Raw genomic sequence first — 26,585 nt, 5'->3', positions numbered from 1 at the left:
CGTCGCGGCTAAACAGTCAACACCAGGCGGAAAGGCTGCCCGAGCTTAATCGTGGCGGTGCACGATTTCACCGTGGCCATGGCCGTCGTGATCGTGATCATGGTCGTCTTCGTCGAAGTCCCATGCCGGGAACGGATCGGCGAATTGTTGCCATGCTTGCGGTCCCGCAGCGTATTCCTCATCGGTCACGAGGCACGCGTCGAACTTCGCTTGCCAGACAGCCGGGTCGATGCCGACGCCGATCATCACCAGTTCCTGGCGGCGATCGCCGATGCTCAGATCGTCCGGATCGCCGTACCAGTCGGCGGCAATTTCAGCGGCCAGCTCGTCATCGCCGTCCGGCCATTCGCTGCGATCCTGCGCGGCCCACCACATGCCCACCGGACCATGCCGGCAAGCGCCACCCGCCTGCGACAGCGAACCGGCGATGTCATTACGCGTTGCGAGCCAGAAGAAGCCCTTGCTGCGCAAGACGCCCTTCCACTCCTGATGCAGCAACGCCCACAGGCGCTCCGGGTGAAACGGCCGCCGCGCGCGGTAAATGAAATTGCCGATGCCGAATTCGTCGGCTTCGCCGTGATGGGCATGACCGTGTTCGTGGTCGTGCTCATGTTCGTCGTTGAGCGACGCCAGCCAGCCCGGTGCGCTCGATGCCTCATCGAAATCGAAGCGCCCGGTGTTCAGCACTTCGGCTAGCGGCACTTCGCCGAAACGGCTCACCACCTGCACGGCGCGCGGATTGATGCGGGCAAGGATGCGCTGCAAACGCGTGAGTTCATCGGCACTGACCAGATCGGCCTTGTTCACCACCAGCACGTCGCAGAACTCAATCTGTTCGATCAGCAATTCGACCAGTGTCCGATCGTCCTCTTCGGTTGCGGCGATGCCCCGCTCGGAAAGTGCGTCGGCTGAACCGTAGTCGCGCAGGAAGTTGAACGCATCGACCACCGTCACCATCGTATCGAGCTGTGCAACATCGGACAGCGACACGCCGTCATCGTCGACAAAGGTGAAGGTTTCGGCGATCGGCATCGGCTCGGCTACGCCAGTCGACTCGATCAGGATCGCATCGAAGCGCTTTTCACCGGCAAGCCGCTTGATCTCGACTAGCAAGTCATCCCGCAACGTGCAGCAGATGCAGCCGTTCGACAGTTCGACGAGCTGCTCCTCCACATGCGAGAGCGCAGCGGCGTCGCGCACGAGCGTTGCGTCGATATTGACGGCGGCCAGATCGTTGACGATCACGGCGACGCGCAAACCAGCGCGATTCGCGAGAATGTGGTTCAGGAGCGTGGTCTTGCCGGCGCCCAGAAAACCGGAGAGCACGGTGACGGGCAATAGCGGCTGGTTCATCGCAGTACGGAAAAACAAGAGGATTGGAAGGCGTGCCGGGTTGGGGCCGCATGACTGCGGGGCCAGAAGATGGCCGAACACCGACGGCAGCACGAAGCCGCATTGTGCATCAAACGGGGAGCGGCCGCGTGACGGGCCGGATCGGGACGTGCGTGAATCAGCGTGCAGCAGCCGGCATCAGATTCCACTTGCGCAGGATCGCGGCAATCTGCATCGCATACTTATCACGCAGTGCCGGCGTCTCGGAGTGGTACGCGCCGACCGCCTGCCAGGTGTTGCCGTACTTGTTCATCTGACGGCGCAGATGCCACGCCGCGATGTAGACGTTCTTGCACGGCTCCATCAGCGTGCCTTGCGAAATGCCGTACTGCGCGAGTACCGGCAGATGGATCGAGTTGATCTGCATCACGCCGTAGTCGGTCGAGCCGTTGGCGTTCTTATGCTGCGCGTCCGGTCGATTGTGTGACTCTTGCCACGCAATTGCGCGCAGAATCAAGGGGTTGACCTTCTGATACTTCGCCGCTTCGTCAAAGCAATCGGCGCGTGCCTGCCCTGCTGCGATCAGCACGGCAAGTCCTGCGGCGACGGTGACAAAGGTTCGTTTCATCAGTCAAGACGACTAATCAAATCGCAAGAGTAAGGTTTGGTAAGGCCAGGCATCGGCCATACTTCAGTCTCTGGAAGCCGGTGAGGCGTACTGGCCGGGCCTTCGTCGGCCATCGGGGAAAACCCGCGTTGCCAAGTCACAACCAGTACCTCGAACGGCTCGTATCATACCGGCAGACTTACATGCGTCAAGTTGGCTAACCGACATAATCAAGCGTAAAACGAAGCGCTTCTGCGGTTCGGCGCACACAAGCTCGTTTGCTTTCAATTGTTTGACAGTCTGCGATGGTCTTTAGAGTAATCGCACGGAGCTGTTCGTTTTGTGACAAATCCGACATGAAAAACTGTTACTGTTCCTTTTTTTCGGGCATTGGCTGTAAGGCATCCAGGGCGTTGATCGCCTGTGAAGCCGGCCGGCAGACCGACAGGGCGGCGGCCTGCTCAAATGTTCGCACTGCATGACCGTCGACGGCTGTGGCCGTCGGCATCGATCCCATATTCCATGAGAAGAAATCGTATGGCATTGCGTCGCGTCGCAACGGCGCTGCTGGTGGCTGGATTGATCACCGCGCAGACAGCACAGGCACAGGTGACACTCAACTTCGTGAACGCCGATATCGACCAGGTGGCCAAGGCGATCGGCGCGGCGACCGGCAAAACGATCATCGTCGACCCACGCGTGAAGGGTCAGCTGAACCTCGTGTCGGAAAATGCGGTGCCTGAAGATCAGGCACTCAAGACCTTGCAATCCGCATTGCGGATGCAGGGCTTCGCGCTGGTCCAGGACCACGGTGTGCTGAAGGTCGTACCCGAGGCCGATGCCAAGCTGCAAGGCGTGCCGACCTACGTCGGCAATACGCCGGTGGCGCGGGGCGACCAGGTGGTGACGCAGGTGTTCGTGCTGAAGAACGAATCGGCCAATAACCTGTTGCCGGTGTTGCGTCCGCTGATCTCGCCGAACAATACCGTGGCGGCCTACCCGGCCAACAACTCGATTGTCGTGACCGATTACGCCGACAACGTGCGGCGTATCGCGCAGATCATCGCGGGTGTCGATACGGCTGCGGGCCAGTCGGTAGCGGTGGTGCAGTTGAAGAACGCCAACGCGATCGACATCGCCACACAGTTGACCAAGATGCTCGACCCCGGCGCGATCGGCAGCACCGATGCGACGCTGAAGGTATCGATCACCGCGGACCCGCGCACCAACTCGCTGCTGATTCGCGCATCGAACGGCGGCCGGCTCGCGGCCGCTAAGCAACTGGCGAAGGAACTCGACTCGCCGACCACCATGCCCGGCAACATGCACGTCGTGGCGCTGCGCAACGCGGACGCAACGAAGCTCGCGAAGACCTTGCGTGGCATGCTCGGTAAGGGCGGCGACACCGGCTCATCGGGTGGCTCGAACGAAGCGAATTCGTTCAACCAGAACGGTGGTGGCGGAGGTGGGTTGGGCAGCAATTCGACGGGCACGTCGGGTACGCCGCCGTTGCCGTCGGGCGGACTCAACGGCAGCTCGGGGGCGTCGCCATTGGGCGGTGGCGGGGGCGGATACGGTTCGAGCGGCGGTTCAGGTTCGGCCGGCCTGCTCGGCGGCGACAAGGACAAGAGCGACGACAATCAGCCTGGCGGCATGATCCAGGCGGACTCGGCGACCAACTCGCTGATCATCACAGCGGCCGAGCCGGTGTACCGCAACCTGCGAGCAGTGATCGACCAGCTCGACGCGCGGCGCGCGCAGGTCTATATCGAGGCGCTGATCGTCGAGTTGAACTCGAACACGAATGCCAATCTCGGCATTCAGTGGCAGGTCGCGAACAATTCGATCTTTGCCGGCACCAACCTGGCGACCGGCAACGGCAACAGCATTATCAATCTGACGGCCGCGGCCGCAGCGACGGGCGCGACCGGCGGTCTCGCCGGGGCGCTCGCAAGCGGGAGCGGTATCCAGCAGGGCCTCAACGTCGGCTGGATTCACAACATTTTTGGTGTGCAGGGACTCGGCGCGCTGTTGCAGGCACTCTCGCAAACACAGGATGCGAACGTGCTGTCCACGCCTAACCTCATCACGCTCGACAACGAGGAAGCCAAGATCGTTGTCGGCACGAACGTGCCGATCCAGACGGGTTCGTATTCGAACCTCACGAGCGGCACGACCAGCAACGCGTTCAATACGTTCGACCGCGTCGATGTCGGCCTGACGCTGCACATCAAACCGCAGATCACCGAGGGCGGGATTCTCAAGTTGCAGCTCTACACGGAAGACTCGGCGATCGTGAACGGCACGACCAACGCGGCAACCAATCCGGCGGGTCCCGAGTTCACCAAACGTTCGATCCAGTCGACGGTGCTTGCGGATAACGGCGAGATCATCGTGCTGGGCGGCCTGATGCAGGACAACTACCAGGTCAGCAACAGCAAGGTGCCGTTGCTGGGCGATATTCCATGGATTGGCCAGCTGTTCCGTTCGGAACAGAAGACCCGCGCCAAGACCAACCTGATGGTGTTCCTGCGCCCCGTGATCATCACCGATCGCGATACCGCGCAGGCCGTGACGTCGAACCGTTACGACTACGTCCAGGGTGTGACGGGGGCGTACAAGTCGGACAACAACCTGATCAAGGACAAGGACGACCCGGTGGTTCCGCCGATGCCGATCGGCCCGAGCCAGGGCGGTTCGCCTGCGATGAATCTGTTCGATCTCGACAGGATGCGTCGTCAGCAGATGGCGCCGCCGGCCATGAATGGTGGCGCTGTGCAGACGAACCCGGTCACGAATGGCGGTGCTGTGCAGACGAACCCGGTCACGAACGGTGGCGCTGTGCAGACCAACCCGGTACCGACGGCGCCGTCCACGGCGTCGCCTGGAGTGCAGCCGTGAGCACGCCGTCCACGCCGCCGTCAGCTTCGGGATCGCCCGCAGCGGCGCGCGTCGCCGCATCGACGCAAGCTGCGGCGATTTCGCCTGCAGTCGTGGCGGAGCATGCCGAACGCATCGCGCCATCCGCAGTCGCCGCGCGTCTCGTGCCCTACGGCTTCGCCCGCGGCGGCCAGATTCTGGTCGCGCATCAGCACGCCGATAGTCTCGAAGTCTGGATCAGCGAACGCACCAGCGACGCTGCGCTTGCTGAAGTCGCGCGCAACTTCGGCGCGTTGTCGGTAGTGCGGGTGCCCGCCGATGAACTCGCTCAGGCGATCAACCAGGCCTACGCGCGCCAGGATGGCAGCGCGGCGCAGGTGGTCGGCGAAGTGGAAGGCGAAGTCGATCTGTCGCGTTTGATGCAGGACATTCCCGAGATCGAGGATCTGCTCGAATCGGAAGACGATGCACCGATCATCCGCATGATCAACGCGCTGCTTACGCAGGCTGCACGCGAACAGGCTTCGGACATTCACATTGAACCGTTCGAGACGTCTTCTGTGGTGCGCTTCCGTGTCGACGGCACGTTGCGCGATGTCGTGCGGCCGAAGAAAGCGCTGCACGGCGCGCTGATCTCGCGGATCAAGATCATGGCGCAGCTCGACATTGCCGAGAAACGTCTGCCGCAGGACGGCCGTATCACGCTGCGTGTCGGCGGACGTCCGGTCGACGTGCGTGTTTCCACACTGCCTACCGGCCACGGCGAACGCGCGGTGCTGCGTCTGCTGGAAAAGGACGCCTCGCGCCTGAATCTCGAAGCGCTCGGCATGGCGCCCGACACGCTCGTCAAGTTCGACAAGCTGATCGGCAAACCGCACGGCATCGTGCTGGTAACCGGCCCGACCGGCTCGGGCAAGACGACCACGCTGTACGCGTCGATGTCGCGGCTCGAGACCGCGACGACCAACATCATGACGGTCGAAGACCCGATCGAATACGACCTCTCCGGCATCGGCCAGACGCAGGTCAACGAACGGATCGGCATGACCTTCGCGCGGGCGCTGCGCTCGATTCTGCGGCAGGATCCGGACGTCATCATGATCGGTGAAATCCGCGATCTGGAAACCGCGCAGATCGCGGTGCAGGCGTCGCTCACCGGTCACCTTGTGCTGGCGACGCTGCACACTAACGACGCGGCATCCGCCGTGACGCGTTTGACCGACATGGGCGTTGAACCCTACCTGCTGGCGTCGTCGCTGCTCGGCGTGCTGGCGCAGCGGCTGGTGCGGCGCCTGTGCCCTGTGTGCCGCGAAGAACGTGTCGAGGAAGATGGCAGCGTGCGCTGGCATCCGGTCGGTTGCGACAAGTGCGGCCAGTCCGGTTATGCGGGACGACGCGGTGTCTACGAACTGCTTCTGATCGACGACGAAATCCGCACGCTGGTTCACCGCAACGCATCCGACGCGGAAATTCTCACTTCGGGTCGTGCGCAAGGCATGCGTACGCTGCGCGAAGACTCGGACCGCTGGCTTGCCTCCGGGCTGACGTCGCTCGAAGAAGTGATCCGCGTAACGGGCGGAGTCTAAGCGCATGCCGGCATTTCGTTTCGAAGCAATCGATGCGGCGGGCAAAGCGCAAAAAGGCGTGCTCGACGCGGACAGCGCGCGCGGCGCGCGGACCAACCTGCGCTCGCAGGGGCTGACGCCACTCGTTGTCGAACCGGCCGCGACGCGCACACGTGGTGAGCGCAATCAACGCTTGTCGCTGGGACGGCGCTTGTCGCAGCGCGAGCAGGCGATTCTCACGCGGCAACTGGCCAGCCTGCTGATCGCCGGTCTGCCGCTCGACGAAGCGTTGTCGGTGTTGACCGAGCAATCGGAGCGCGACTACATCCGCGAACTGATGGCGTCGATTCGTGCCGAAGTGCTCGGCGGCCATTCGCTCGCGAACGCGCTGACACAGCATCCCAAAGACTTCCCCGAGATCTATCGTGCATTGGTGGCCGCCGGTGAACATACCGGCAAGCTCGGTCTCGTTCTCTCGCGTCTGGCCGACTACATCGAGCAACGCAACGCGCTCAAGCAGAAGATCGTGCTCGCGTTCACGTACCCGGCGATCGTGACACTCATCGCCTTCGGCATCGTCACGTTCCTGTTGAGCTACGTAGTGCCGCAAGTGGTGAACGTGTTCGCCAGCACCAAACAGCAACTGCCGATCCTCACCATCATGATGATGGCGCTGTCCGGTTTCGTGCGGCACTGGTGGTGGGCGATGCTGATCGGCGTGGTCGTGCTGGTGTATCTGGTGCGCTCGATCCTGAAACAGCCCGGCCCACGCCTCGCGTTCGACCGGTGGCTGTTGACCGCCCCGCTGCTCGGCAAACTCGTGCGCGGCTACAACACCGTGCGCTTTGCCAGCACGCTCGGCATTCTGACGGCGGCCGGTGTGCCGATCCTGCGCGCGCTGCAGGCTGCTGCCGAAACGCTCAGCAACGTCGCGATGCGCGAGAACATCGACGATGCGATCGTGCGCGTGCGCGAAGGCACGTCCTTATCGCGCGCGCTCGGCAATACGAAGACATTTCCGCCGGTGCTGGTTCACCTGATCCGTTCGGGCGAAGCGACCGGCGACGTGACGACCATGCTCGATCGCGCGGCCGATGGCGAAGCACGTGAACTCGAGCGTCGCACGATGTTCCTGACGAGCCTGCTCGAGCCGTTGCTGATTCTGGCGATGGGGGGCGTGGTGCTCGTGATCGTGCTGGCGGTGATGCTGCCGATCATCGAGTTGAACAACCTGGTGCAGTAAGTTGTGACCCACGCAGCTAAAGCCGGGCAGAACGCCCGGCTCAGCGCACGTAGATGGTAGGACCTGGCGCATTGGCCGGCAGGAACACTTCGGAATGCGCGCCGTTGCGGTCGATGATGATCGAGCGGGCGCGGACTTCGGAGAGTTTGGCGCCTTGCATGAGCGCGCTGCCGAGCGACACAGCATGCGGCGGTTCGCCGCCGACGCTGACGATGGCTGCGGCGCCTTCCCGCAGAGCGAGGATGCCGAACAGATGCACGTCCTGGTTGGCGCTGCGGGTGAGCTGGCCGCCGAACAGCGTGGCAGCCTGATCGGTCGAGACCTGCGTATGCGCGGCGGCGGCGGGCAACGGCGCGCCGGACGTCGTGGAGATCGTGATGACCCAGTAGGTCAGCGTCGCGCAGAACACGGCGAACAGTGCGAGCGACAGAAGGCGGATTTGGATAGCGTTCATGCGCTTATTGTACGGACTATTGTGAAAATTGCGTTGGGGGAAAGTGCCCTAACCGGGCGCTTTGCACCGGGCCTGGTGTTTTCTCGCAACCCTTCAAGAACATGACATTAAAATGACCGGCCGGGCGTGTTCAATGGCATGTCGATTGCCTGACGCGCGAATCCCGCCCGATCGAAATTTCACCTGAAAAGAGGTAGCAAGCTATGCAACTGTCGACCCTTCGCCGTCATGAAATCGCGGGTCCGCGCAGCCGTCGTCAACGCGGTTTCACGCTGATTGAAATCATGGTCGTGATCGCGATTCTGGGTATTCTGGCCGCACTGATCGTGCCGAAAATCATGAGCCGTCCGGACGAAGCGCGCCGTGTCGCCGCCAAGCAGGACATCGGCACCGTGATGCAGGCGCTGAAACTCTACCGTCTCGACAACGGCCGTTATCCGACTCAGGAGCAAGGCCTGCGCGCGCTGGTCGAAAAGCCGAGCACGGACCCGGTGCCGAACAACTGGAAGGACGGCGGCTATCTCGAACGTCTGCCGAACGATCCGTGGGGCAATAGCTACCAGTATCTGAATCCGGGCGTGCATGGTGAGATCGATGTGTTCAGTTATGGCGCCGACGGCAAAGCGGGCGGCGAAGGCAACGACGCCGACGTAGGGTCGTGGCAATAGACGGGTAGTTGATCGTTCGTGGCCCGCACTATGCGACTGTCCGCTTGCAAGTCCCGTTTGGACACTCCGTGTACGGCGCCGCTGCCGGGCACGGCGTGCGCCGGCGCGCGTGATTTCAGTGCAGGCCGCCGGAAGCGTGCTGCGGGATTCACCTTGCTGGAAATGATGGTGGTGCTGGTGATCGCGGGCATTCTGGTATCGCTGACCGCGCTGACCATGACACGCAATCCGCGCACCGATCTGAACGAAGAAGCGCAGCGTCTCGCGCTGCTGTTCGAATCGGCCGGTGACGAAGCTCAGGTACGTGCACGGCCGATCGCGTGGCAACCGCTCGACGGTGGCTTCCGCTTCGATCTGCGTACCGAAGACGGCTGGCGTCCGTTGCGTGATGACCTGCTTGGGCCGCGCAATTGGGAAGGCGGTGTGACCGGCGTGACGATCGATTACCCCGGGTCGGACTCGCACCCGAGCCGTGTCGTGTTCGGCACTGAAGCGATCGACGTGCCCGTGCAGATCACGCTGTTTTCTGCCGCAGGGCGCGCGACGATCATCGGCACTGGCAATGGCCGCTATGAGGTGCACTGAGATGCGTCGTTGCAGGAACAGGGGCGCGCGCGAGATGGTGCACGGCGCGCAGCGCGGTTTTACGATGATCGAGGTGCTGGTGGCGCTGGCGATCATCGCGATTGCGTTGGCGGCCTCGTTGCGCGCGGTGGGAAGTCTGGCGAGCGGCGAAGCCGATCTGCATCGAAGGTTGCTGGCGGGGTGGAGCGCGGACAATACGTTGGCGCAGTTGCATTTGACACATGGCTGGCCGAACGTCGGCGAGACGAGTTTTGACTGCTCGCAGGGCAATCTGGAGTTGATCTGTACCGAGCATGTGACGGCGACGCCGAATCCGGTGTTTCGTCGGGTGGAAGTGATGGTGACGACGCCGGGGCGTTCCGGCAATCTCGCCCAGATGGTCACGGTGGTCGCGAATGAAAACAACCGTTCGCTCTGAGCGCCGCAGCCGATCGGGCGCGCGTGGTTTCACGCTGATCGAGTTGCTGGTCGCGATCGCGATCATGGCGGTGATCGCCGTGCTGTCGTGGCGCGGGCTGGACCAGATCATTCGTGGCCGGCAGACGATCACGAACGCGATGGAAGACGAGCGCGTCTTCGCGCAGCTGTTCGACCAGATGCGGATCGACGTGCGCCAGGCCGCATCGGATGATGAGTCCGGGCAGGCGGCCGTATCGGTTAGCGGCAACGTGCTGCAGATCGTACGGGAGATGGTATTGCCGGGCACGGCGCCGCGCTTGCAGGTGGTGAGGTATCGCATATCCGAAGGGCGTGTGGTGCGGTATGCATCGCCGCCGCTGGGCAACGTCGGCGAGTTGCGGAGTGCGCTGCGCGGTGGTGAGGGGAATGGCTGGACGGCGGTGCCTTTGATGGGGGGCGTCGGGGCTATTTCTGCTCGGCTGTATGTGCCGAAGGTAGGCTGGACCACGCAGATGAAGGATGTGCAGAGTGCGATTACGGAGAACGATAATAATTTGAAGGTGCCCCAGTTGGGGAATGCGCCGCTGCCGCGGTCGGTGACTGGGCTGGAAGTGAGTGTGGGGGCTAAGTCGTTGGCGCGGCCTGTAACGCGGGTTTTTCTCGTCGGAGAATGAGTATGAAGTTCTCTTTTTTGTCTCCGCGACGCTCTGGGTTTTTGGTTTTTTTGTTGTCTTCGCGACGCTCTTTGGTTTGGTCCTCTTTGGCTGCTTGGCGGTTTTGTCTGTGCGCTTATGGTGTTGGCCTTTCCTTGATTTGCTTTTCGTTTATTAGCGTTCCCCCTGTGCGGGGGGGCACCTACTTTTCTTTGCCGCCGCAAAGAAAAGTAGGCAAAAGAAAGCGGCTCAAACCGCTAATGCTAAGTGGGCGCCGTAGCCTTCAACGGGTAGTGGTACATCTGGAATCTGTGTTCGTGCACCTGCACACGCTAGTGACAAGGGCGTCATACCTCCCGTCTCGCACGACGTGCTCGCCGGAAGAGCATCTCAACAAACCAGTGGTTCGTGTGGCCCCATGCCACTCGCCATTGCAGTCTTTCGCTTGGGTCGCGCGCGTAGCGCGCGACCAACTAGTCAGGCATATCGCCGAGGCGAAGCTGACGGCTCCCGCAACGCGGGAGCCCGCCCCCTGGTTTTCGGAACGACTCTTCGGCGCGCGCAGCGCCGCCGGAAGAATGACGCCCTTGTCACTAGCGTCGAATGCGGGAGAACACGGATTCCACGGAGCCACTGGCGGTTCTGAGCTACGGTTCCCGCTTAGCATTAGCGGTTTGAGCTGCTTTCTTTTGCCTACTTTTCTTTGCAGCCGGCAAAGAAAAGTAGGTGCCCCCCCGCACAGGGGGAACGCTAATAAACGAAAAGCAAATCAAGGAAAAGCCAACACGGCAAGCGCACAGACAAAACCGCCGGCAAGGCAAAAAAGCCAATCAAAGCCCAACACCGTAGGTAAACACCCAAGCACCGCGCAAGCAACCCAACGCGGAGCAGCCATCATCAGCGCCCTACTAGTAGTCGCGCTATCAGCGATATTAGTTTCGGGCATGCTCTGGCGCCAGCAAGTCCAAATCCGAAGGATCGAAAACCAACGCCTCCTCTCCCAGGCGCAATGGGTCGCCCGAGGCGCGCTGGACTGGACGCGCCTGATCCTCCGTTCGGAGGGCGACACCTCCGCAGGCATCACGTACCTGGGCGGCCTATGGGGCGTCCCCATCGCCAAAACACGTCTGTCGGATTTCCTCGGACAAATCGGCGAAGTCAGAGCCGACCAAGGCCAGGCAACCTATCTGTCGGGCTCAATCGAAGACGCCCAGGCGAAATTCAACCTCCGTAATCTGGTCTCGAGCCCCGCACCGGGCGTCATGCAGATCAACACGGAGCAGATCGGCGCCTATCAACGCCTGCTGGTATCCCTCGGCGTGAATAGCCAACTGGCAAAGAACACCGCGGTGCAGATGCGCGCGAGCCTTGGTCAATCGGCGACACGCTTCCAGACCGTTACGTCCACTACCGGTGCGCCGGCCGCTCCGATTACCGCGGGTGGCGGCGCCACGAGCGGCAGCTTCACCGACAAACCCGGTATGGAAGACAGCGACGACAACGCGGCCGTCGCGCCGCTGCAAATGACCAGCGTCGATTCGCTGCTGGATATCCCCGGCTATACGCCGGAAATGGTCGCGCGCTTGCGGCCGTTCGTCACCGTGCTGCCGACGGTGTCGGCGGTCAACATGAATACGGCCTCAGCCGAAGTGATCGCGGCGATCGTGCCGGGGATGAACCTGTCCTCCGCGCAGGCGTTCGTCGCGCGTCGGCAGACAGTGTTTTTCCATAACGTCAGCGATGTGCAACTCGCCTTGCGCGGCGCCGGCGTTCAGTCGGTCGCGATCGACCCGAATGAAATGGATGTCAACACGAACTACTTTCTGATTCACGGCCGCGTGCAGCACGAACGCGCGGAAGTGGACCGCACGACTCTCGTCTATCGCGACGCATTGACTCACACTACGCGTATCGTGCGGGTACAAGACCAACTATGAATAACGCCTTTCCCAGAGAGAGTGGCCTTTGAGCACACTGATCGTCCTACTGCCGCCGCGTGATCCGGCGGTGCCATCGCAGGAATGGCAACTGCCGGAGTTGCCGTTCGTGCTGCTCGACAAGTCGGGCCGCACCCAACGCGCGGGCCGCTCGGCGCTCGCGCTGCTGCCGCGCGCTACGTCGACGGTGCTGATGGTCGCCGCCCGCGACCTGCTGATGATGCCCGCCAAGCTGCCGCCCTTGCGCGGTCCGAGGTTGCGTCAGGCGCTGCCGAACGTCGTCGAGGATCAGCTGATCCAGGACCCGCAAACCTGTCACATCGCCGTCGATCCGCAACCGATCGCGGGCGGGCGGCAGTTGCTCGCGATCATCGACCGCGGCTGGTTCCGCTTCATCTGCGAGGCTTTTGCCGCCGCCGGCCATCGCAGCGTGCGTGCCGTGCCGGTTACGCGCTGTCTGCCGCAAGCCGTCGCGCTTGATACGCCCGCCGAAGTCGCGGAAATGGTCAACGCGGGCGAGCCGGTCATGGCGGGCTCGGCGAGCGTGGCAACGTCGCTGCCGGGCGTGGCGCCGGTGATGGCGCCTGGCGTCGCGTCGGTGGTGCCGATGGTGGCGGCCGTGCTCGGCGCCGTCGTGCAGACCGCGCCCGCATTGCTGCTTGGGAGCGAGGTCGAAAGCTTGCCGGTCAGTGGTGCACCGCGCGTCGAGCTGGCTATCGCGCGCGGCGTGCAAGGCGAAGGGCTGGCCGTGCCGGCTAATTCTGTGAACGCGACGCTCAGCGCGCTTGCCGGTGCTGCGCCGATTTCGCTGTACATGTTGACGGAAGTGCCCGGCAACGAGCCGAGTCTCGCGGCAACCAGCCCGGCGAAGCTCGCGGCCCATATCCACGGGGCGAGCCCGCTGCCGTTCGAGCAACTCGCCCGCCGCGCGCTGGAGTGCCGCTTCGACCTGTGTCAATTCGAGTTCGCCTCGCAGCCGTGGCGGCTCGACCGAGCGACCTTGCGGCGTCTGCGGCTGCCGGTCGCGCTGGCGGTCGGTGCGCTGGTGATCGCGATTATTGGCGCGAACGTGCAGTGGTTGATGCTCGCGCGCCAACGCGATGCAATCAACACGCAGATGACCGAGCTGCTCCTCAACGCCTTCCCCAAGACGACGGTCGTGCTCGATGCGCCCGATCAGATGTCGCGCCAGTTGCAACAGTTGCGGGTGGCGGCGGGCGAGTTGTCACCGGACGATTTTCTATCGCTTGCCGATGGTCTGGCGCGTTCGTTGGCGCCAGTGCCGGTCAACGGCATCGCCGCGCTCGACTATCACGACCGGCGGCTCGATGTGACCTTCAAGCCCGAAGTGAAACTCGATCCCGATTTCGCCAAGCGTCTCGCGCGTAACGGCCTGACCGGCGCGATCGACAGCAATACCGGCAAGTGGACCATCAGGAACGGACAATGAAAGCTGAACTCGCCCAAAGCTGGGCTGGATTCTGGGACCAGCGCACCGAGCGCGAAAAAACGCTGCTGGCATGGGGCGGCGGGGTGCTGGCCGTGGTGATCGCATGGTCGGTGCTGTGGGCGCCGGCGCAGGACGGCCGAGCGCATCTGCGTGAATCGCTGCCCACCTTGCAGCGTCAACTGGCGCAGATGACCGCGCAGGCGAACGAAGCGCGCCAGCTCTCCGCCGCGGCTCAAGGTGTCGCGCCGACCGGCGCGGCGCTGAAGGACGCGCTCACCGCCTCGCTCGGCGATCACGGCCTTGCCGCGACCCAGGTGCAGGTGATCGGCAACGTGGTGCAGATCCAGATGAAGAACGTGGCGTTCCCCGCGTGGACGAGCTGGGTCGACGATGCGCGCAAGCAGTTCAAGGTGCAGGTCGCCGAGGCGCACGTGACCGCGCTCAAGGAAGACGGCCAGGTGGATCTGACGGCGTCGATGCAGCCGTCTACCGCCAAATGACCGCGCCGTTACAGGATTTCGCATGACTTACTGGATGCGGCGCCTGCGCGTCGCGCTACCCTGGCTGGCGGTCGCGCTGCTGGCGAACGCAGTCGTGATGCTCACGTTGTTGCCGGCTGCCTGGATCACGCCGCAGTTCGCCAGACAAACCCATGGCCACGTCAATCTCGTCAATCCGTCCGGTTCCTTGTGGCACGGCTCGGCCACGCTGATGCTCGCCGCCGGTTCCGACATGAGCGCGGCCACCCTGCTGCCGGGGCGGATCGAATGGCGCACGGCGTTCTGGCCGCTCTTTACCGGCCGTGTGCGGATGACCATGCGGCACAGCGAAGCGATGCCCGACCCGATCACCGTCGATGCAACCCTGCGCAGCGCGACCATCACGCCGGGTGCGATGGCGGTGCCGGCTTCGCTGCTGAGCGGCCTCGGCGCGCCGTTCAATACGCTCGATCTGCAAGGCGACGTGCGCCTAGCATGGTCCGATTGGCGCAGCTTCAATCAGGAAGCGTTCGGCCAGTTGACCGTCACCCTGAACGACGTCAGTTCGCGCGTCTCGCTGGTCAAGCCACTGGGTTCTTACCGGTTACTGTTCCAGGCGCAGGGTGCGTCGTCCACGCTGGATCTGACGACTCTCAAGGGGCCACTGATGCTGACCGGCAATGGCACGGTGTCAGCCGTCTCGACATCGTTTCGTGGCACAGCCAGTGCCGCCCCGGAAGCGCGCGACAACCTCGCGGGACTGCTGAATCTGCTGGGCCGGCCAAGCGGACCGGATACGGTCGCGTTGACGTTCGTGCACTGACGCGCTGAGCCTCAGGTCGCAAAAAAAAGGCATGGCTGCAATTCGCGGCCATGCCTTTTTCGCTTTGGCTTTGACTTTACGAGTTCCCTGCCTAGTTGCTCTGCGCCGATTGCGGCGCGACTCCGCTTTGTGCCACCGGCGTCGCCGACGCTGTCGGCTGCGGCGCGGGCGCCGCCATATCGCCCGTTTCGCGGTTCATTTGCGACACGTCCCAGCCGCCGCCGAGCGCCTTCACCAGACCCACCGACGACACCATCCGCTGCCCGGCGATATTTTCCAGCTTCTGCTCAGCCAGGAAAGCCGTGGTCTGCGCGGTCAGCACGTTGACGTAGCCAACCGTACCCGCCTTGTATTCGTTCGTGACGATGGCCAGCGCCTGGCGCGCTGAATCCACCGCTTGCTGCTGCACGACGATTTCCTGTTCGAGGATGCGCTGCGAGGCGAGATTGTCCTCGACGTCCTGGAACGCGGTCAGAATTGTTTGGCGGTACGCGGCGACGTTCTGGTCGTAGGCTGCACGTGCGGCTTCGGTCTTTGCCTCGCGCAGGCCGGCGTCGAAGATCGTGGCGGCGAGTTGCGGGCCGAGCGTCCAGAAACGCGACGGCGCGGTCAGCAATTGCGAGAACACCGAACTCTGGAAGCCACCCGTGGCCGACAGCGTCAGCGTCGGGAAGAACGCCGCAATCGCGACGCCGATCTGTTCGTTCGCCGCCGCGGCCTTGCGCTCAGCCGATGCGATATCCGGGCGCCGCTCGAGCAGCGCCGACGGCATTTGCTCGGGCACGGCGGGGGGCGTGGCGGTGAGTGGCATCGACGGAATCGAGAAGGTCGAGGCCGGTTCGCCGACGAGTACGGCGATTGCGTGCTCGTCCTGCGCGCGCTGCACACCGTTGTCGATTGCCGCCGCCTGTGCCGATTGCAACTGCGTTTGCGCCTGGATCACGTCCGAGCGCGCGGCGACGCCGGCCGCGTACTGGTTCTGCGTGAGCTGCAGCGAGCGCTGGTAAGCCGCGACGGTGTCGTCGAGCAGCTTCTGGGTGGAGTCGAGCGCGCGCAGCGAGAAATAGGTTTGCGCGAGCGTGGCCTGGGCGGACAGCCGCGCATTCGCCAGATCGGCGGCGGCGCCCTGCTGACCGGCTTTCTGTGAATTGACCGAACGCGTGACCGAGCCCCACAGGTCCGGCTCCCAGCTTGCGTCGAGCTGTACGTTGAAGCTATTGCTGATGCCGGAGCGGCTCGACGCGGTTGCCGAGTTGCTACTGGACGACGAACCGTTGCCGGAGCGCGTTGCGCCTGCCGACGCACCGATGGTCGGGAAATACGCCGCGCGCGCCTCGCCCACCAGCGCACGCGCCTGGCGATAGGCGGCGGCAAATTGGGCGACGCTCTGGTTCGAGGCGTTCAGCTGGTCTTCGAGCGCGTTGAGTTGCGGGTCCTGGTAGATGGTCCACCAGTCGCCGCGGTCGTGCTGATCGGCCGGCTGGGCGACTTTCCAGCCGGGCGCGGCTTCCTTGTAGGACGCGGGGATCTCGGCCGCGGGCCGCTTGTAGTCGGGGCCGACCACACAACCGGCCAGCACGGTGGCGAGAGCCGTGGCGACCGCGATAGTCAGGGCGCGTGGCGCAAGCGTCCGCGCGCGCGCGATTCGTTCAAACTGCATGCAATGGATTCCTTCTGGACGCCGCAGTGCGGCCGATGGCGGCGCTGCCGGCCGGGCGAGATCATGGCTCTGCCGGAATGTTAGCGTATGGGACCGCTTGGACGCGGGAAACTGAAAGGGTAATGCGGGGGAAGGCGGAGGTGTGTTACTTAGCGTGTCGGGATGGTTACGTGCTGTTACCGGCCGTGCTGACTCTGGCGGCGGAAAAGCGCCGCACAGGCAGCAAAGGCCGGTTCTACGACTAGAGAATCAAACGCGCGAATCCGATGACGTGGGTTGCCGGGCCTGCTTGCCAGCCGCGGCGCGGCAGGCCGCGCCTGAGCGTGCCTGGCAAGGGCCAACCGGGCTTGCAGCAGCAGCGGCGGTCGCGACGACACTCCCCGTCACAATGACGGACCCCACCGATTCCGCCGGGACGGCCTTGGTCCCCTTCTGCCCTCGCCGATGCTCCACCCACGCCAACACCGCGACGCCCACCGATCCACCGGGCAGCACGAACAGCACGGCGAACAACGCGAGCTTCCACCAGCGATGCGGACCTTGAAAGTTGCTCAGCGCGGAATCGGTCAGGGAGCGGCTCAAGCCGCCAAGGGTGTTTTTGAGGTACAGCATCGGGGAAATCCTTTTGGCACGGCGCCATTGCGGCGTGCAGACAATCGGTCAGAACATGGTCTCGGGTGGCGCGGTTCGCACGTAACTCGTTGCCTATAATAATATTGACTATGCAATTAAATTTCAAGATACTTTGCTCACGCGCAGCCGCGGTGTTGTTTTTTGCGCTGTTCGCACGACGCGAAATGAAATTTGACTTGTCTGCTTAGGCAGCTAGAATCCGTTCTGCTTGACGATGTTCCCGGATACACGATGCCAGACGGCCCTTACAACGCGGACGAGATTCACCTCGAATCGAGTCTCGGCTATTACCTGACGAAAGCGCGAAACGTGCTGGTCGAGCGGATGGACCGCGCGGTCAAACCGTTAGGACTGACCGCCCAGCAGATCGGCGTGATTCTGGTGTTATCCGCGCAACGCGCGAGCACGCCGTTCGAGTTGTCGCGCGTGATGTCATACGACAGCGGATCCATGACGCGTCTGCTCGATCGCCTTGAAAAGAAAGGCTTTATCGTGCGAACGCGCAGCGACGCCGACCGCCGCATGGTCAAGCTGGAGCTGACGCCGCAGGGCCACGAAGCGGCGAAGCAATTGCCCAGTCTGGGAGCCGCCGTGCTGAACGAGCAGTTGCGCGGATTTTCCGCCGCCGACCACGCCACCCTGCTCGACCTGCTCGGCCGTTTCATTGCGAACGGGATCGATGAGGGAGCAAGTGCATGTTGCGGCCTCGGACCATCGCAGGACTCGCTGGAAGAGTCATCCGAAGAACCTCCGCCAGGTCACGGCGGGCAGTAACCAAGAGGCGCTTTTGAAAGCGCCATCGTTTGAAAATGTCTGTCTGGGCAGAGGGTGATCCGGCATGTAAGCGCGCCGCTTGAAGGGTGCGATAAAGCTGCCGCGACAAGCTTTCCAGGCTGAGGAGAAACACACATGGCTGCCACGGCTTCCGCCGACGCCCTACCCGCCGCCGAACCCACTCCGCTCAAAGGCGGGGCGCTGGCCTTGCTCACCGTTGGTCTCGCGCTCGGCACCTTCATGGAAGTGCTCGACACCTCGATTGCGAACGTCGCCGTGCCGACTATCTCCGGCAGCCTCGGCGTGGCGACCAGTCAGGGCACCTGGGTCATCTCGTCGTATTCCGTGGCCTCGGCGATCGCCGTGCCGTTGACCGGGTGGCTGGCGCGTCGCGTGGGCGAGGTGCGGCTGTTCACGCTGTCCGTTCTGCTTTTCACGATCGCCTCGGCGCTGTGCGGTTTCGCGCATAACTTCGAGTCGCTGATCGCATTCCGGCTCCTGCAGGGGCTCGTCTCCGGGCCGATGGTCCCGCTTTCGCAGACGATCCTGATGCGTTCTTACCCACCGGAAAAGCGCGGGCTCGCGCTCGGCCTTTGGGCCATGACGGTGATTTGCGCGCCGATTTTCGGTCCCGTGATGGGCGGCTATATCACCGACAACTACACGTGGCCGTGGATCTTCTACATCAATGTGCCGATCGGGTTGTTCTCGGCGGTGTGCGCGTACCTGCTGCTGCGCGGCCGCGAAACCAAGGTCACCAAACAGCGCATCGATGCAGTCGGCCTCGCGTTGCTCGTGATCGGCGTGTCGTGCCTGCAGATGGTGCTCGACCTCGGTAAGGATCGCGACTGGTTCAACTCGACGTTCATCATCACGCTGGCCATTATCGCGGTGGTGTCGATTGCGTTCCTGCTGGTGTGGGAGATGACGGACAAGGAACCCGTTGTCGATCTCTCGCTGTTCAAGGATCGCAACTTCGCGCTCGGCGTGGTGATCATTTCATTCGGGTTTATGGCGTTCTTCGGGTCAGTGGTGATTTTCCCGCTCTGGCTGCAGACGGTGATGGGGTATACCGCCGGGCTTGCCGGTTTGGCGACGGCACCGGTCGGCATTCTTGCGCTGTTTTTGTCGCCGATGATCGGCAAGAACATGCATCGGTTGAATCTGCGGGTGGTGGCGAGTTTTGCCTTCATCGTGTTTGCGTTCGTGTCGTTCTGGAATTCGACTTTTACGCTCGATGTGCCGTTCAATCATGTGATCTGGCCGCGGTTGGTGCAGGGGATTGGCGTTGCCTGTTTCTTTGTGCCGATGACGACTATTACACTGTCCAGCGTGTCGGATGAGCGGCTTGCTAGTGCTTCCGGGTTGTCGAACTTTTTTCGGACTTTGTCTGGGGCGATTGGGACGGCGATTAGCACGACGTACTGGGAGAATGACACCATCTATCATCATGCGATGCTGACGGATTCTGTGAACGTTTATGCGGCTAACACCAATGCCTATACCAGCGCGTTGGGGAGTCTTGGGCTTTCTGGGGATAGTCTTACTGCTCAGTTGAATCAGGTTGTTACTGCGCAGGCTTATATGATGGCCACTAATGATTTTTTCCGCATTTCTTGTGCGGCGTTTCTTGTGTTGGCTGTGCTTGTTTGGGTTACTAAACCCAGGAAGGGGGTTGGGCCTTCTATGGGGCATTGAGGGGTTTTTTGCCTTCGGGTTTGGTGCCTTTCCTTGTTTTGTTAGTGGTCTATTAGCGTTGCCCCTGTGCGGGGCGGCACCTACTTTTCTTTGCCGGCTGCAAAGAAAAGTAGGCAAAAGAAAGCAGCTCAAACCGCTAATGCTAAGTGGGCACCGTGGTCTGCTGCGGGTAGTGGTGCGACTGGAATCTGGGTTCGTGCACCTGCACATGCTTGTGACAAGGGTGTCATTCTTCCGGCGGCGCTGCGCGCGACGAAGAGTCGCTCTTAAAACCACTTGTCGTGCTTTTGTGTTGTTGGGTGGAGTGTCTGATTTTTGTGCGCAATGCCGATCGGATAGTTCTACACGCGATGTCTGGTGAAGCGATCCTCGCAGAGGATCGCGAGCTGATTCGTTACTGATTGCGTTGCCGTTTTTTACTTCTCACTGCGTTATCGCTTCTCCGCTTGCTCCTGGCACCGATTGTCCCTGCGAGGCGTCGGGGTGCATCGCGGTTGGTGCTGGTTGCGATGGTTTTGCGTCGCTTTGCGGCGCGCCCGGCATGTTGCCTCGTACGTATTGCTTGAAGTCGGCGCCCGCCTCCCATGGGTTCGGTTTGCAACCCATCGAGCCGTCGCAATGTGCTGCGAAACCGATCGTTGCTGTGCCGTCCGGATTTGGGGTCCGCGTTATCTGGTACGCCAGCGCGCGCTTGCCGCCGTCTGGGCCCGATGTCTGGATCAACGTGTCAGTCGACGACTCGATCTTGTACGTCGAATGGCCGGCTACCCACGTCTGGGCTCGCTGCCACCAGATATCACACTCGGTCTTGCTCGAACACGTCAACGGCGTCGTCGCGATCTGCATCACGTCCGGGTTCACCTGCCCCTGCGTCGAACACCCCGCCGCCACTACGCACACTACGGCTAACAGACCTTTTTTCATCGCGGTGAAGCCTCCCTCTCTGGAGCGTGTCGTCTAAGTTGGACCGTATCCCCGGCACGGTGTTTCATACGCATTTGCGAATGGTTAAACGGACGGAGATTTTGCCGATACGGTCGCGCCAACAGCGGCGCTTTGCGTAGACGTTACCTGGGCGCAATAAAAAAGCGGCCTGCCGAGGCCGCTTCCTGCTTCGCAAATGAAAATGCCGTTCAGCGATAACTGAACGGCATTGGTTCTTAGCCTGCTTTTTCCGACGTGCTGCCTGCGTTCGTCGTTTAGACGCTAAACCGGTTCAACGTGTACGCCCTGTAGGCCGCAACGAATGCGTCGAATGAACCCACCTCTTCCCGTTCGAGCTTGGCTTGCTCCGCGAGCGATTGCGTCGCGAGGTCGGCGAATTCTTTTGTCTGCGCGGCATCCAGCGGGCGCGCGCGGAAATAGGCGGCGTGCGCTTCGCTTTGCTCAAGGCCAAAGGCGAGGAAGCTCTGCTGCTTGTCGCGCATTGTCTGTAATACGCGTGCGGACGGTGTCAGCGAGGCATCCGCCAGTTTTGCCCGTTGAACCGCCACGGCGCGTGCGTGTGAGTCGCCGCCGTGCAGCGCATCGAGCGTTGCCGCAGCCGCGTCGATCTTGACGAGCAGTTCGTTTGCCCAGTCTGTCATCGCGATCGGGTTGCCGTCGCGCGTCAGTTCGAGGCCCGGTTTGCGGCCTTCCATCGTTACGCGGCCGAAGTTCTGATTGGCCTCCGCGTACGCGTCCGGCGGCAGCGTCGCGCTGTCGTCGAGTGCGCAGACCAGCAGGTAGGCATCCAGAAAACGTGACGTCTCCAGCGAAATGCCGGTCGGCTCGAACGGATCGATGTCCATGCAGCGCACTTCGACGTATTGCACGCCGCGCGCAGCCAGCGCGTGCAGCGGGCGCTCGCCGGGATGCGTGACGCGCTTCGGACGGATCGTCGAATAGAACTCGTTTTCGATCTGCAGTACGTTCGTGTTGATCTGAACCCACTCGCCGTCGCGTTGCGTGCCGATCGCCTCGTACGCGGGATACGGCTGGCTCACGGCCTTCGCGAGCGCGTCGAGGTAGCCGGGCAAGGTGTCGTAGTCGGCGTGCAGCGCGGCTTGCGCTGTAGTGTTCGAGTAGCCGAGGTCGCTCATGCGCAAGCTGGTCGCGTACGGGCGATACAGCGTGTCGGCGTCGAATGTTTCGAGCGTGTGCTGGCGATCGCGCAGGAAGCGGCGATCCAGTGCCGGCGATGCGCCGAACAGGTACATCAGCAGCCAGTTGGTGCGGCGGAAATTGCGGATCAGCGCGAGGTAACGGTCAGACTGGAAATCGACCGCGTTTGCCGTGGATTGCTGGTCGGCATGCAATACCCGCCACACTTCTTCGTTCAGCGAATAGTTGTAGTGGATGCCTGCAATGCACTGCATCGTGCGGCCGTAACGGAGCGCGAGGCCAATGCGGTACACGTACTTCAGTTTGCCGATATTCGACGTGCCGTAATGCGCGATCGGAATGCCTTCGTCCGTTTCAGGCAGCAGGCCGGGCATCGAGTTGTTCCACAAGATCTCGTCGCCGAGTTCTGCGTAGACGAAACGATGCAGCGTATCGAGTTTCTCGAGCGTGATCGCGACGTCGTGTTCAGCCGGCGTGATCAGTTCGAGCAATGCTTCGGAATAGTCGGTGGTGAGCGACGGATGCGTGAGCGCCGAGCCGAGCGCGCGCGAATGCGGCGTCATGGCGAGCTTGCCGTCGTGCGTCACGCGCAAGCTTTCCTTTTCGATGCCGCGCAGGCCGCGTATTAGCGCGTCGCGCTGCGGGCCTGTGGTCAGCACGGACAGGCGGTGCGAAAACGCGTCGTTCGTGCGGGAAGGTGTCGTGTTTGGCATTGATGCGAGTCGGGCGTTGTCGGCCGCCATGTGCCGCTTCACTGCTCAGGTGCAGCACTGCGCGGTTGACAACGTTCGGCGGAATTTTCGGGTAGCGGGCACTTTAACATCTCGCCACGACGGCTGCTTGAGGCCACTCCGGACGGCCTTCCGACGACACAAGCTGGCCTGATTCCGGTACGAAATGGGCCGCCCTGCGCCTTACGCTACCCTTCACGCGCCGCGACGCGCGATTCGCGTAGCGTCGTCCGTCCCGAGTGCCGCTGCCGCGCTAGCCGCCTGCCCACGGTGCGTCAGTTCCGTGCGGCCCTTCTCGCCGACTACAACACCACGTCAGCCCCCGCGCGCGGCGCCGGCCCGATCCGCCACCTCGTTCCACAGATGCATTGCCGCGTACGCGCGCCACGGCCGCCATGTGTCGGTGCGGGTGCGTTGCTGCGTAGGCCGCACGAGCGACGGGTCGCGCGCGCAGATCGACTGCATCAGCACGAGGTCCCATGCGGGCCAGGCGTCGGCATCACGCCATGCACGCATCGCCACATACTCGACGGTCCACGGCCCGATGCCAGGCAGTGCAAGCAACGCTGCGCGCAGGCTGTCGGCATCGGCGACGTTGCTGTCGAGCGGCACGTCGCCCGAAGCGACCGCCTGCGCGAATCCCTGCAACGCCGCTACGCGTTTACCCGGCATGCCGATCTTTTCCAGATCCACTGCCGCGAGCGCGGCGGGCGTGGGAAAGCGCCACGCGGTGTTCTCATGCGGATGACCGTCGATGCGCTCGCCGGCACGCTGCACCAATCGTCCGATGATCGTGGTCGCCGCCTTCACGCTAACCTGCTGCCCGACGATCGCGCGCACCACCAGCTCGAAACCCGACCACGCACCCGGTACGCGCAAACCCGGCACCGCTTCGATCAAGGGCGACAGCCATGGGTCGGCGGCCAGTTCGTTGCCGATCTTCTTCGGGTCGGCGTGCAGGTCGAACATCCTCGCGATCGGCGCGGCGAGCGCCTCGGCGTGACGGCTCGCAGGGCCGTCGATGTTCGCGACGATGCAGCGCTTGCGCGGATGCAGGCGCACGGTCAGCGTGCCGCTGTCGCCGGCCCAATCGATCGCGCGGCGATACGCGCCGTCTTCGACGGCTTCGACGCCAGGCGTCGCGCGCCCGCCGAAAAAGCGCAGCAGGCGCGGCCAGTCGAAGGGTGGTTTGAAAGGCAGTTCGAGTGTTGCGACGTCGTCAAGCGTGCTCACGCGGCATGGTCCAGGTTGGTGGTAGTTGTGATGGCCGCGTGCTCGCGGCGCTTGGGTTCGTCGCGCGAAACGTCGCCTGCGTGCTGGGCTTCGTTGTCGAGCAGTGCAGCCTTGCGCGGCAGGCCCCAGCGATATCCCGCCAGCGCCCCACCCTTCTGCACGACACGGTGACATGGAATCGCCAGCGCGACCGGATTCGTCGCGCACGCGCTCGCCACTGCGCGTACGGCCCGAGGTGAGCCGACCGCTTCCGCGATCTGCGAATAGCTGCGCGTCTCACCGTAGGGAATGCGCCGCAGCGCGTCCCATACACGTTGCCGGAACGCGGTGGCGGCGATATCCAGCGGCAGATCGAAGTCCTGGCGGGAGCCGCGCAGATAGGCATCGATCTGGGCGATGAACGGTGCGAGCCGCGTTGCGTCCTCGACCAGTTCGGCGTTGGCAAACTCGCCGCGCAGATCGTCGACGAGCATCGCCGCGTCGTCGCCGAAACCGATTTTGCAGATGCCTTTGTCGGTTGCCGCGATCAGGACGAAGCCGAGCGAGGTCGGCGCGCTGGCGTAGCGCACGGTAAGCCCGGCGCCTTTGCGGCGAAACGCGGATGGCGCCATGCCCAATTCGGCTGAAGCGCTGTCGTACATCCGCGATGGCGAGCCGAAGCCGGCGTCGAGCGTGGCGCGCGTCACGTCCGACCCGCTCTGCAGCGCATCGCGCAGCGCGGCGCCGCGCTGCGCGGCCTGATACTGACGCGGCGAGACACCCACCACGCGCTTGAACAGACGCTGCAAGTGGAACGGGCTGACGTGCACCGCGTCGCTCAACTGCGCGAGCGTGAGGCGTTGCTGCGGATCGGCATCCAGCGCGGCGCACGCGCGATTGACGATCTCCAGCTCGCGCGGCAGGCCGCCCGGCTGGCAACGCTTGCAATCGCGATAGCCCGCAGCGCGCGCGGCGTTTGCGTCCGTGAAGAACGCGACATTCTCGCGACGCGGCTGGCGCGACGCGCACGACGGACGGCAGAACACGCCCGTCGTTTTGACGGCGAAGAAGAACGCGCCGTCGGCCTGCGGGTCGCGGTGGGTGACCGCCTCCCAACGCTCAGCGTCGGTGGTCCAGCGCGACGTGCTGGCGGCGGCTTCGTTGCTGATTTCGGTAGTGTCGGTGCGGTTCATGATGGTCCCGGAATGTCGGTGTCGATGCTCACCAATGTAGGCCGCATGCTGAAACACTACGCCCCGGTTCTTGCTCTGTCATTGCGCTTCCTCGTAGGGCCCGAAGCCCCGCCGGGCGCCCGTTTCGCCTCAAACTGCGACAATTTGGCCCGATATCGGGTTTTCCCTTAAAAAGTTATTGCGTCGCATCAACCCCATGTGTATATTAGTACCTGTCTCCTCCATGTCTCCTCCTGATATGGATTCAGCCCGCTCCACATAGAGCGGGCTTTTTTTCGTCTGAACATTTCTGATCTGCCCCTCGTGGCGGGTTTATCGCCCGCTCTCGCGGTGCCGTCCTTTCTCCTACACTGGTGGCTGTTCATCCGTTCTGCGAGCAAATCTTGGGGCGTTCGATATGAAAATCCACATTCGCGAGATCGATCACATTGTCATTCGGGCGTCGAACGTTCCGGAGATGACGCGCTTCTACTGCGAGGTGCTCGGTTGCAGCGTCGAGAAGGAGCAGCCCGATCTGGGCCTGACGCAGTTGCGCGCGGGGCGCTCGCTGATCGATCTGTTAAAGGTCGGTGCGAAGCTCGATCACCCCGAAAACGGTGTGCCGGGCGCGGGGCGAAATATGGACCACGTGTGCTTGCGGGTTGAGCCGTTCGACGCCGAGGCGCTTACGGCGCATCTGGCCGAACACGGTGCGCGGCCTGGCGAGGCGGCTTTGCGCTATGGCGCGGATGGGTTTGGGCAATCGCTGTATCTGTTCGACCCGGAAGGCAACATGGTCGAACTCAAAGGGCCACCCGACGCGGCGCGTGTCACGTCGCTTTAGCGGGCGCTGCCAAGGCCGTTAGCAGGCCGTGAACCTGTCAGCCTACCAGGCGTTGGCCGGCGCCTTCAACACCGTCCACTCGATCTTCACCGCATCGGCATCGGCGCTGCCGAGCCATGCTTCGCCGTCCTGCACGGTGCATTGCAGACGCATGGTCCGTTCGGCCAGCGAGCCGAGCGCGGCGGCGACATCTTCGCCGAGCGTCCATACCGTCACATTGCGCATGCGTTCGACCTTGCTGCGCACACCCTGCCACCAGATGTCCGATGTGCGGCCGCCATAGGCGATCACGATCACCTCGTTCGAGCGGCCGCTCGCCTTGGCAATGCGCCGTTCGTCCGGCTGGCCGACTTCGATCCAGGTTTCGATCGCGCCGGTGAGATCCTTCTGCCACAGGTCCGGTTCATCGACGTCCGACAAACCTTTGCAGAATTCAAGCCGTTCCTGCGCGAACAGCGCGAACGCGGCGACGCGGACCATCATCCGTTCGTCGGTTTCCGAGGGATGGCGGGCGATCGTCAGGGAATGGTCGGCGTAATAGTGCCGGTCCATGTTGGCGATCTGCAGTTCCGCCTTGTAAATCGTCGATTTAAGAGCCATGCCGTTACTAAACCAGGCGCTCGCTCCACCGGAGCGAACAGAAAAAGAATCGTCGACGGCGCGTTGCCGTTTTCCGTGTTTGT

The 26,585-nt window shown here is 63.0% G+C and carries 25 protein-coding genes; 14 read left to right on the top strand and 11 right to left on the bottom strand.

Annotated elements, in window-relative coordinates:
- Positions 1 to 45 precede the first annotated feature (45 nt).
- The 3 genes from R8871_RS31155 to R8871_RS31145 form a co-directional block, all read right to left on the bottom strand.
- Entirely contained in the window at positions 46 to 1,353 is a 1,308-nt protein-coding gene (locus R8871_RS31155; protein ID WP_175053894.1) for a GTP-binding protein, read from the bottom strand.
- 157 nt (positions 1,354 to 1,510) lie between these two features.
- A complete protein-coding gene (locus tag R8871_RS31150; protein WP_093634514.1) occupies positions 1,511 to 1,960 on the bottom strand; it encodes a lytic transglycosylase domain-containing protein in 450 nt (149 codons plus the stop codon).
- A 346-nt stretch (positions 1,961 to 2,306) separates the two neighbouring features.
- Complete coding sequence (locus R8871_RS31145; RefSeq protein WP_175053893.1) at positions 2,307 to 2,483, bottom strand: hypothetical protein; 177 nt, start codon at positions 2,481 to 2,483, stop codon at positions 2,307 to 2,309.
- On the opposite strand from R8871_RS31145, the gene gspD reads away from it, so the two are divergent.
- The 3 genes from gspD to gspF are packed head-to-tail and all read left to right on the top strand — an operon-like array spanning position 2,477 to position 7,627.
- Complete coding sequence (gene gspD, locus R8871_RS31140) at positions 2,477 to 4,840, top strand: type II secretion system secretin GspD (protein WP_175053892.1); 2,364 nt, start codon at positions 2,477 to 2,479, stop codon at positions 4,838 to 4,840. The genes R8871_RS31145 and gspD overlap by 7 nt on opposite strands.
- Entirely contained in the window at positions 4,837 to 6,405 is a 1,569-nt protein-coding gene (gspE, locus tag R8871_RS31135) for a type II secretion system ATPase GspE (RefSeq protein ID WP_281370261.1), read from the top strand. Before gspD ends, gspE begins: the two co-directional genes overlap by 4 nt.
- Positions 6,406 to 6,409: 4 nt before the next feature.
- The gene (gspF, locus tag R8871_RS31130; protein ID WP_093634517.1) at positions 6,410 to 7,627 is read left to right on the top strand and encodes a type II secretion system inner membrane protein GspF; all 1,218 of its coding nucleotides are present in this window, start codon (positions 6,410 to 6,412) and stop codon (positions 7,625 to 7,627) included.
- Positions 7,628 to 7,667: 40 nt separating this feature from the next.
- Here the strand turns inward: gspF and R8871_RS31125 are convergent, their stop codons facing one another.
- Positions 7,668 to 8,081 carry a type II secretion system protein N gene (locus tag R8871_RS31125; RefSeq protein WP_093634673.1) on the bottom strand — a complete coding sequence of 138 codons (414 nt, stop codon included), beginning with the start codon at positions 8,079 to 8,081 and terminating at the stop codon, positions 7,668 to 7,670.
- A 203-nt stretch (positions 8,082 to 8,284) separates the two neighbouring features.
- Between R8871_RS31125 and gspG the strand changes: the two genes are divergently transcribed.
- From gspG to R8871_RS31085, 8 genes are all read left to right on the top strand, one after another.
- Positions 8,285 to 8,749 carry a type II secretion system major pseudopilin GspG gene (gene gspG, locus R8871_RS31120; RefSeq protein ID WP_175053891.1) on the top strand — a complete coding sequence of 155 codons (465 nt, stop codon included), beginning with the start codon at positions 8,285 to 8,287 and terminating at the stop codon, positions 8,747 to 8,749.
- A gap of 30 nt (positions 8,750 to 8,779) precedes the next feature.
- Positions 8,780 to 9,334 carry a GspH/FimT family pseudopilin gene (locus R8871_RS31115; protein WP_175053890.1) on the top strand — a complete coding sequence of 185 codons (555 nt, stop codon included), beginning with the start codon at positions 8,780 to 8,782 and terminating at the stop codon, positions 9,332 to 9,334.
- Between the two features lies 1 nt (position 9,335).
- Entirely contained in the window at positions 9,336 to 9,752 is a 417-nt protein-coding gene (gene gspI, locus R8871_RS31110) for a type II secretion system minor pseudopilin GspI (protein ID WP_175053889.1), read from the top strand.
- Entirely contained in the window at positions 9,730 to 10,407 is a 678-nt protein-coding gene (locus R8871_RS31105) for a PulJ/GspJ family protein (protein WP_175053888.1), read from the top strand. Before gspI ends, R8871_RS31105 begins: the two co-directional genes overlap by 23 nt.
- 557 nt (positions 10,408 to 10,964) lie before the next feature.
- Positions 10,965 to 12,323 carry a type II secretion system minor pseudopilin GspK gene (gene gspK / locus R8871_RS31100; RefSeq protein WP_407673239.1) on the top strand — a complete coding sequence of 453 codons (1,359 nt, stop codon included), beginning with the start codon at positions 10,965 to 10,967 and terminating at the stop codon, positions 12,321 to 12,323.
- A 28-nt stretch (positions 12,324 to 12,351) separates the two neighbouring features.
- Complete coding sequence (gspL, locus tag R8871_RS31095; RefSeq protein WP_175053887.1) at positions 12,352 to 13,773, top strand: type II secretion system protein GspL; 1,422 nt, start codon at positions 12,352 to 12,354, stop codon at positions 13,771 to 13,773.
- Positions 13,770 to 14,273 carry a type II secretion system protein M gene (locus tag R8871_RS31090; RefSeq protein WP_175053886.1) on the top strand — a complete coding sequence of 168 codons (504 nt, stop codon included), beginning with the start codon at positions 13,770 to 13,772 and terminating at the stop codon, positions 14,271 to 14,273. Before gspL ends, R8871_RS31090 begins: the two co-directional genes overlap by 4 nt.
- Positions 14,274 to 14,295: 22 nt before the next feature.
- Positions 14,296 to 15,075: a type II secretion system protein N gene (locus tag R8871_RS31085; protein ID WP_175053885.1), complete on the top strand. Its 780-nt coding sequence runs from the start codon at positions 14,296 to 14,298 to the stop codon at positions 15,073 to 15,075.
- 91 nt (positions 15,076 to 15,166) lie between these two features.
- Here R8871_RS31085 and R8871_RS31080 read toward each other — a convergent pair whose 3' ends face one another.
- Both R8871_RS31080 and R8871_RS31075 read right to left on the bottom strand, forming a co-directional pair.
- Positions 15,167 to 16,735, bottom strand: coding sequence for an efflux transporter outer membrane subunit (locus tag R8871_RS31080; protein WP_175053884.1), 1,569 nt, complete (start codon positions 16,733 to 16,735; stop codon positions 15,167 to 15,169).
- 249 nt (positions 16,736 to 16,984) lie between these two features.
- Positions 16,985 to 17,347, bottom strand: a complete 363-nt coding sequence (locus R8871_RS31075) for a hypothetical protein (RefSeq protein ID WP_175053883.1) — start codon at positions 17,345 to 17,347, stop codon at positions 16,985 to 16,987.
- A 252-nt stretch (positions 17,348 to 17,599) separates the two neighbouring features.
- On the opposite strand from R8871_RS31075, the gene R8871_RS31070 reads away from it, so the two are divergent.
- Positions 17,600 to 18,142, top strand: coding sequence for a MarR family winged helix-turn-helix transcriptional regulator (locus tag R8871_RS31070; protein ID WP_175053882.1), 543 nt, complete (start codon positions 17,600 to 17,602; stop codon positions 18,140 to 18,142).
- 135 nt (positions 18,143 to 18,277) lie between these two features.
- On the top strand, positions 18,278 to 19,840 hold the full coding sequence (locus tag R8871_RS31065; RefSeq protein ID WP_175053881.1) for a DHA2 family efflux MFS transporter permease subunit: 1,563 nt from the start codon (positions 18,278 to 18,280) through the stop codon (positions 19,838 to 19,840).
- A 423-nt stretch (positions 19,841 to 20,263) separates the two neighbouring features.
- On the opposite strand, the gene R8871_RS31060 is transcribed toward R8871_RS31065, so the two are convergent.
- The 4 genes from R8871_RS31060 to ada all read right to left on the bottom strand — a co-directional run bounded on the left by R8871_RS31060 (position 20,264) and on the right by ada (position 25,079).
- The gene (locus tag R8871_RS31060) at positions 20,264 to 20,764 is read right to left on the bottom strand and encodes a hypothetical protein (RefSeq protein ID WP_175053880.1); all 501 of its coding nucleotides are present in this window, start codon (positions 20,762 to 20,764) and stop codon (positions 20,264 to 20,266) included.
- A gap of 275 nt (positions 20,765 to 21,039) precedes the next feature.
- Positions 21,040 to 22,656, bottom strand: a complete 1,617-nt coding sequence (gshA, locus tag R8871_RS31055) for a glutamate--cysteine ligase (protein ID WP_175053879.1) — start codon at positions 22,654 to 22,656, stop codon at positions 21,040 to 21,042.
- 333 nt (positions 22,657 to 22,989) lie between these two features.
- Complete coding sequence (locus tag R8871_RS31050; RefSeq protein WP_175053878.1) at positions 22,990 to 23,907, bottom strand: DNA-3-methyladenine glycosylase family protein; 918 nt, start codon at positions 23,905 to 23,907, stop codon at positions 22,990 to 22,992.
- Positions 23,904 to 25,079: a bifunctional DNA-binding transcriptional regulator/O6-methylguanine-DNA methyltransferase Ada gene (ada, locus tag R8871_RS31045; protein ID WP_175053877.1), complete on the bottom strand. Its 1,176-nt coding sequence runs from the start codon at positions 25,077 to 25,079 to the stop codon at positions 23,904 to 23,906. The genes R8871_RS31050 and ada overlap by 4 nt, the downstream gene beginning before the upstream one ends.
- Positions 25,080 to 25,476: 397 nt before the next feature.
- Between ada and R8871_RS31040 the strand changes: the two genes are divergently transcribed.
- Positions 25,477 to 25,902, top strand: a complete 426-nt coding sequence (locus tag R8871_RS31040) for a VOC family protein (protein WP_175053876.1) — start codon at positions 25,477 to 25,479, stop codon at positions 25,900 to 25,902.
- A 42-nt stretch (positions 25,903 to 25,944) separates the two neighbouring features.
- Here the strand turns inward: R8871_RS31040 and R8871_RS31035 are convergent, their stop codons facing one another.
- Positions 25,945 to 26,502: a YaeQ family protein gene (locus tag R8871_RS31035; RefSeq protein ID WP_054037178.1), complete on the bottom strand. Its 558-nt coding sequence runs from the start codon at positions 26,500 to 26,502 to the stop codon at positions 25,945 to 25,947.
- Positions 26,503 to 26,585 lie beyond the last annotated feature (83 nt).

Source organism: Paraburkholderia sediminicola (assembly GCF_902859805.1).
Lineage (GTDB): Bacteria > Pseudomonadota > Gammaproteobacteria > Burkholderiales > Burkholderiaceae > Paraburkholderia > Paraburkholderia sediminicola.
This window is presented reverse-complemented; position numbering and strand designations above follow the sequence as displayed.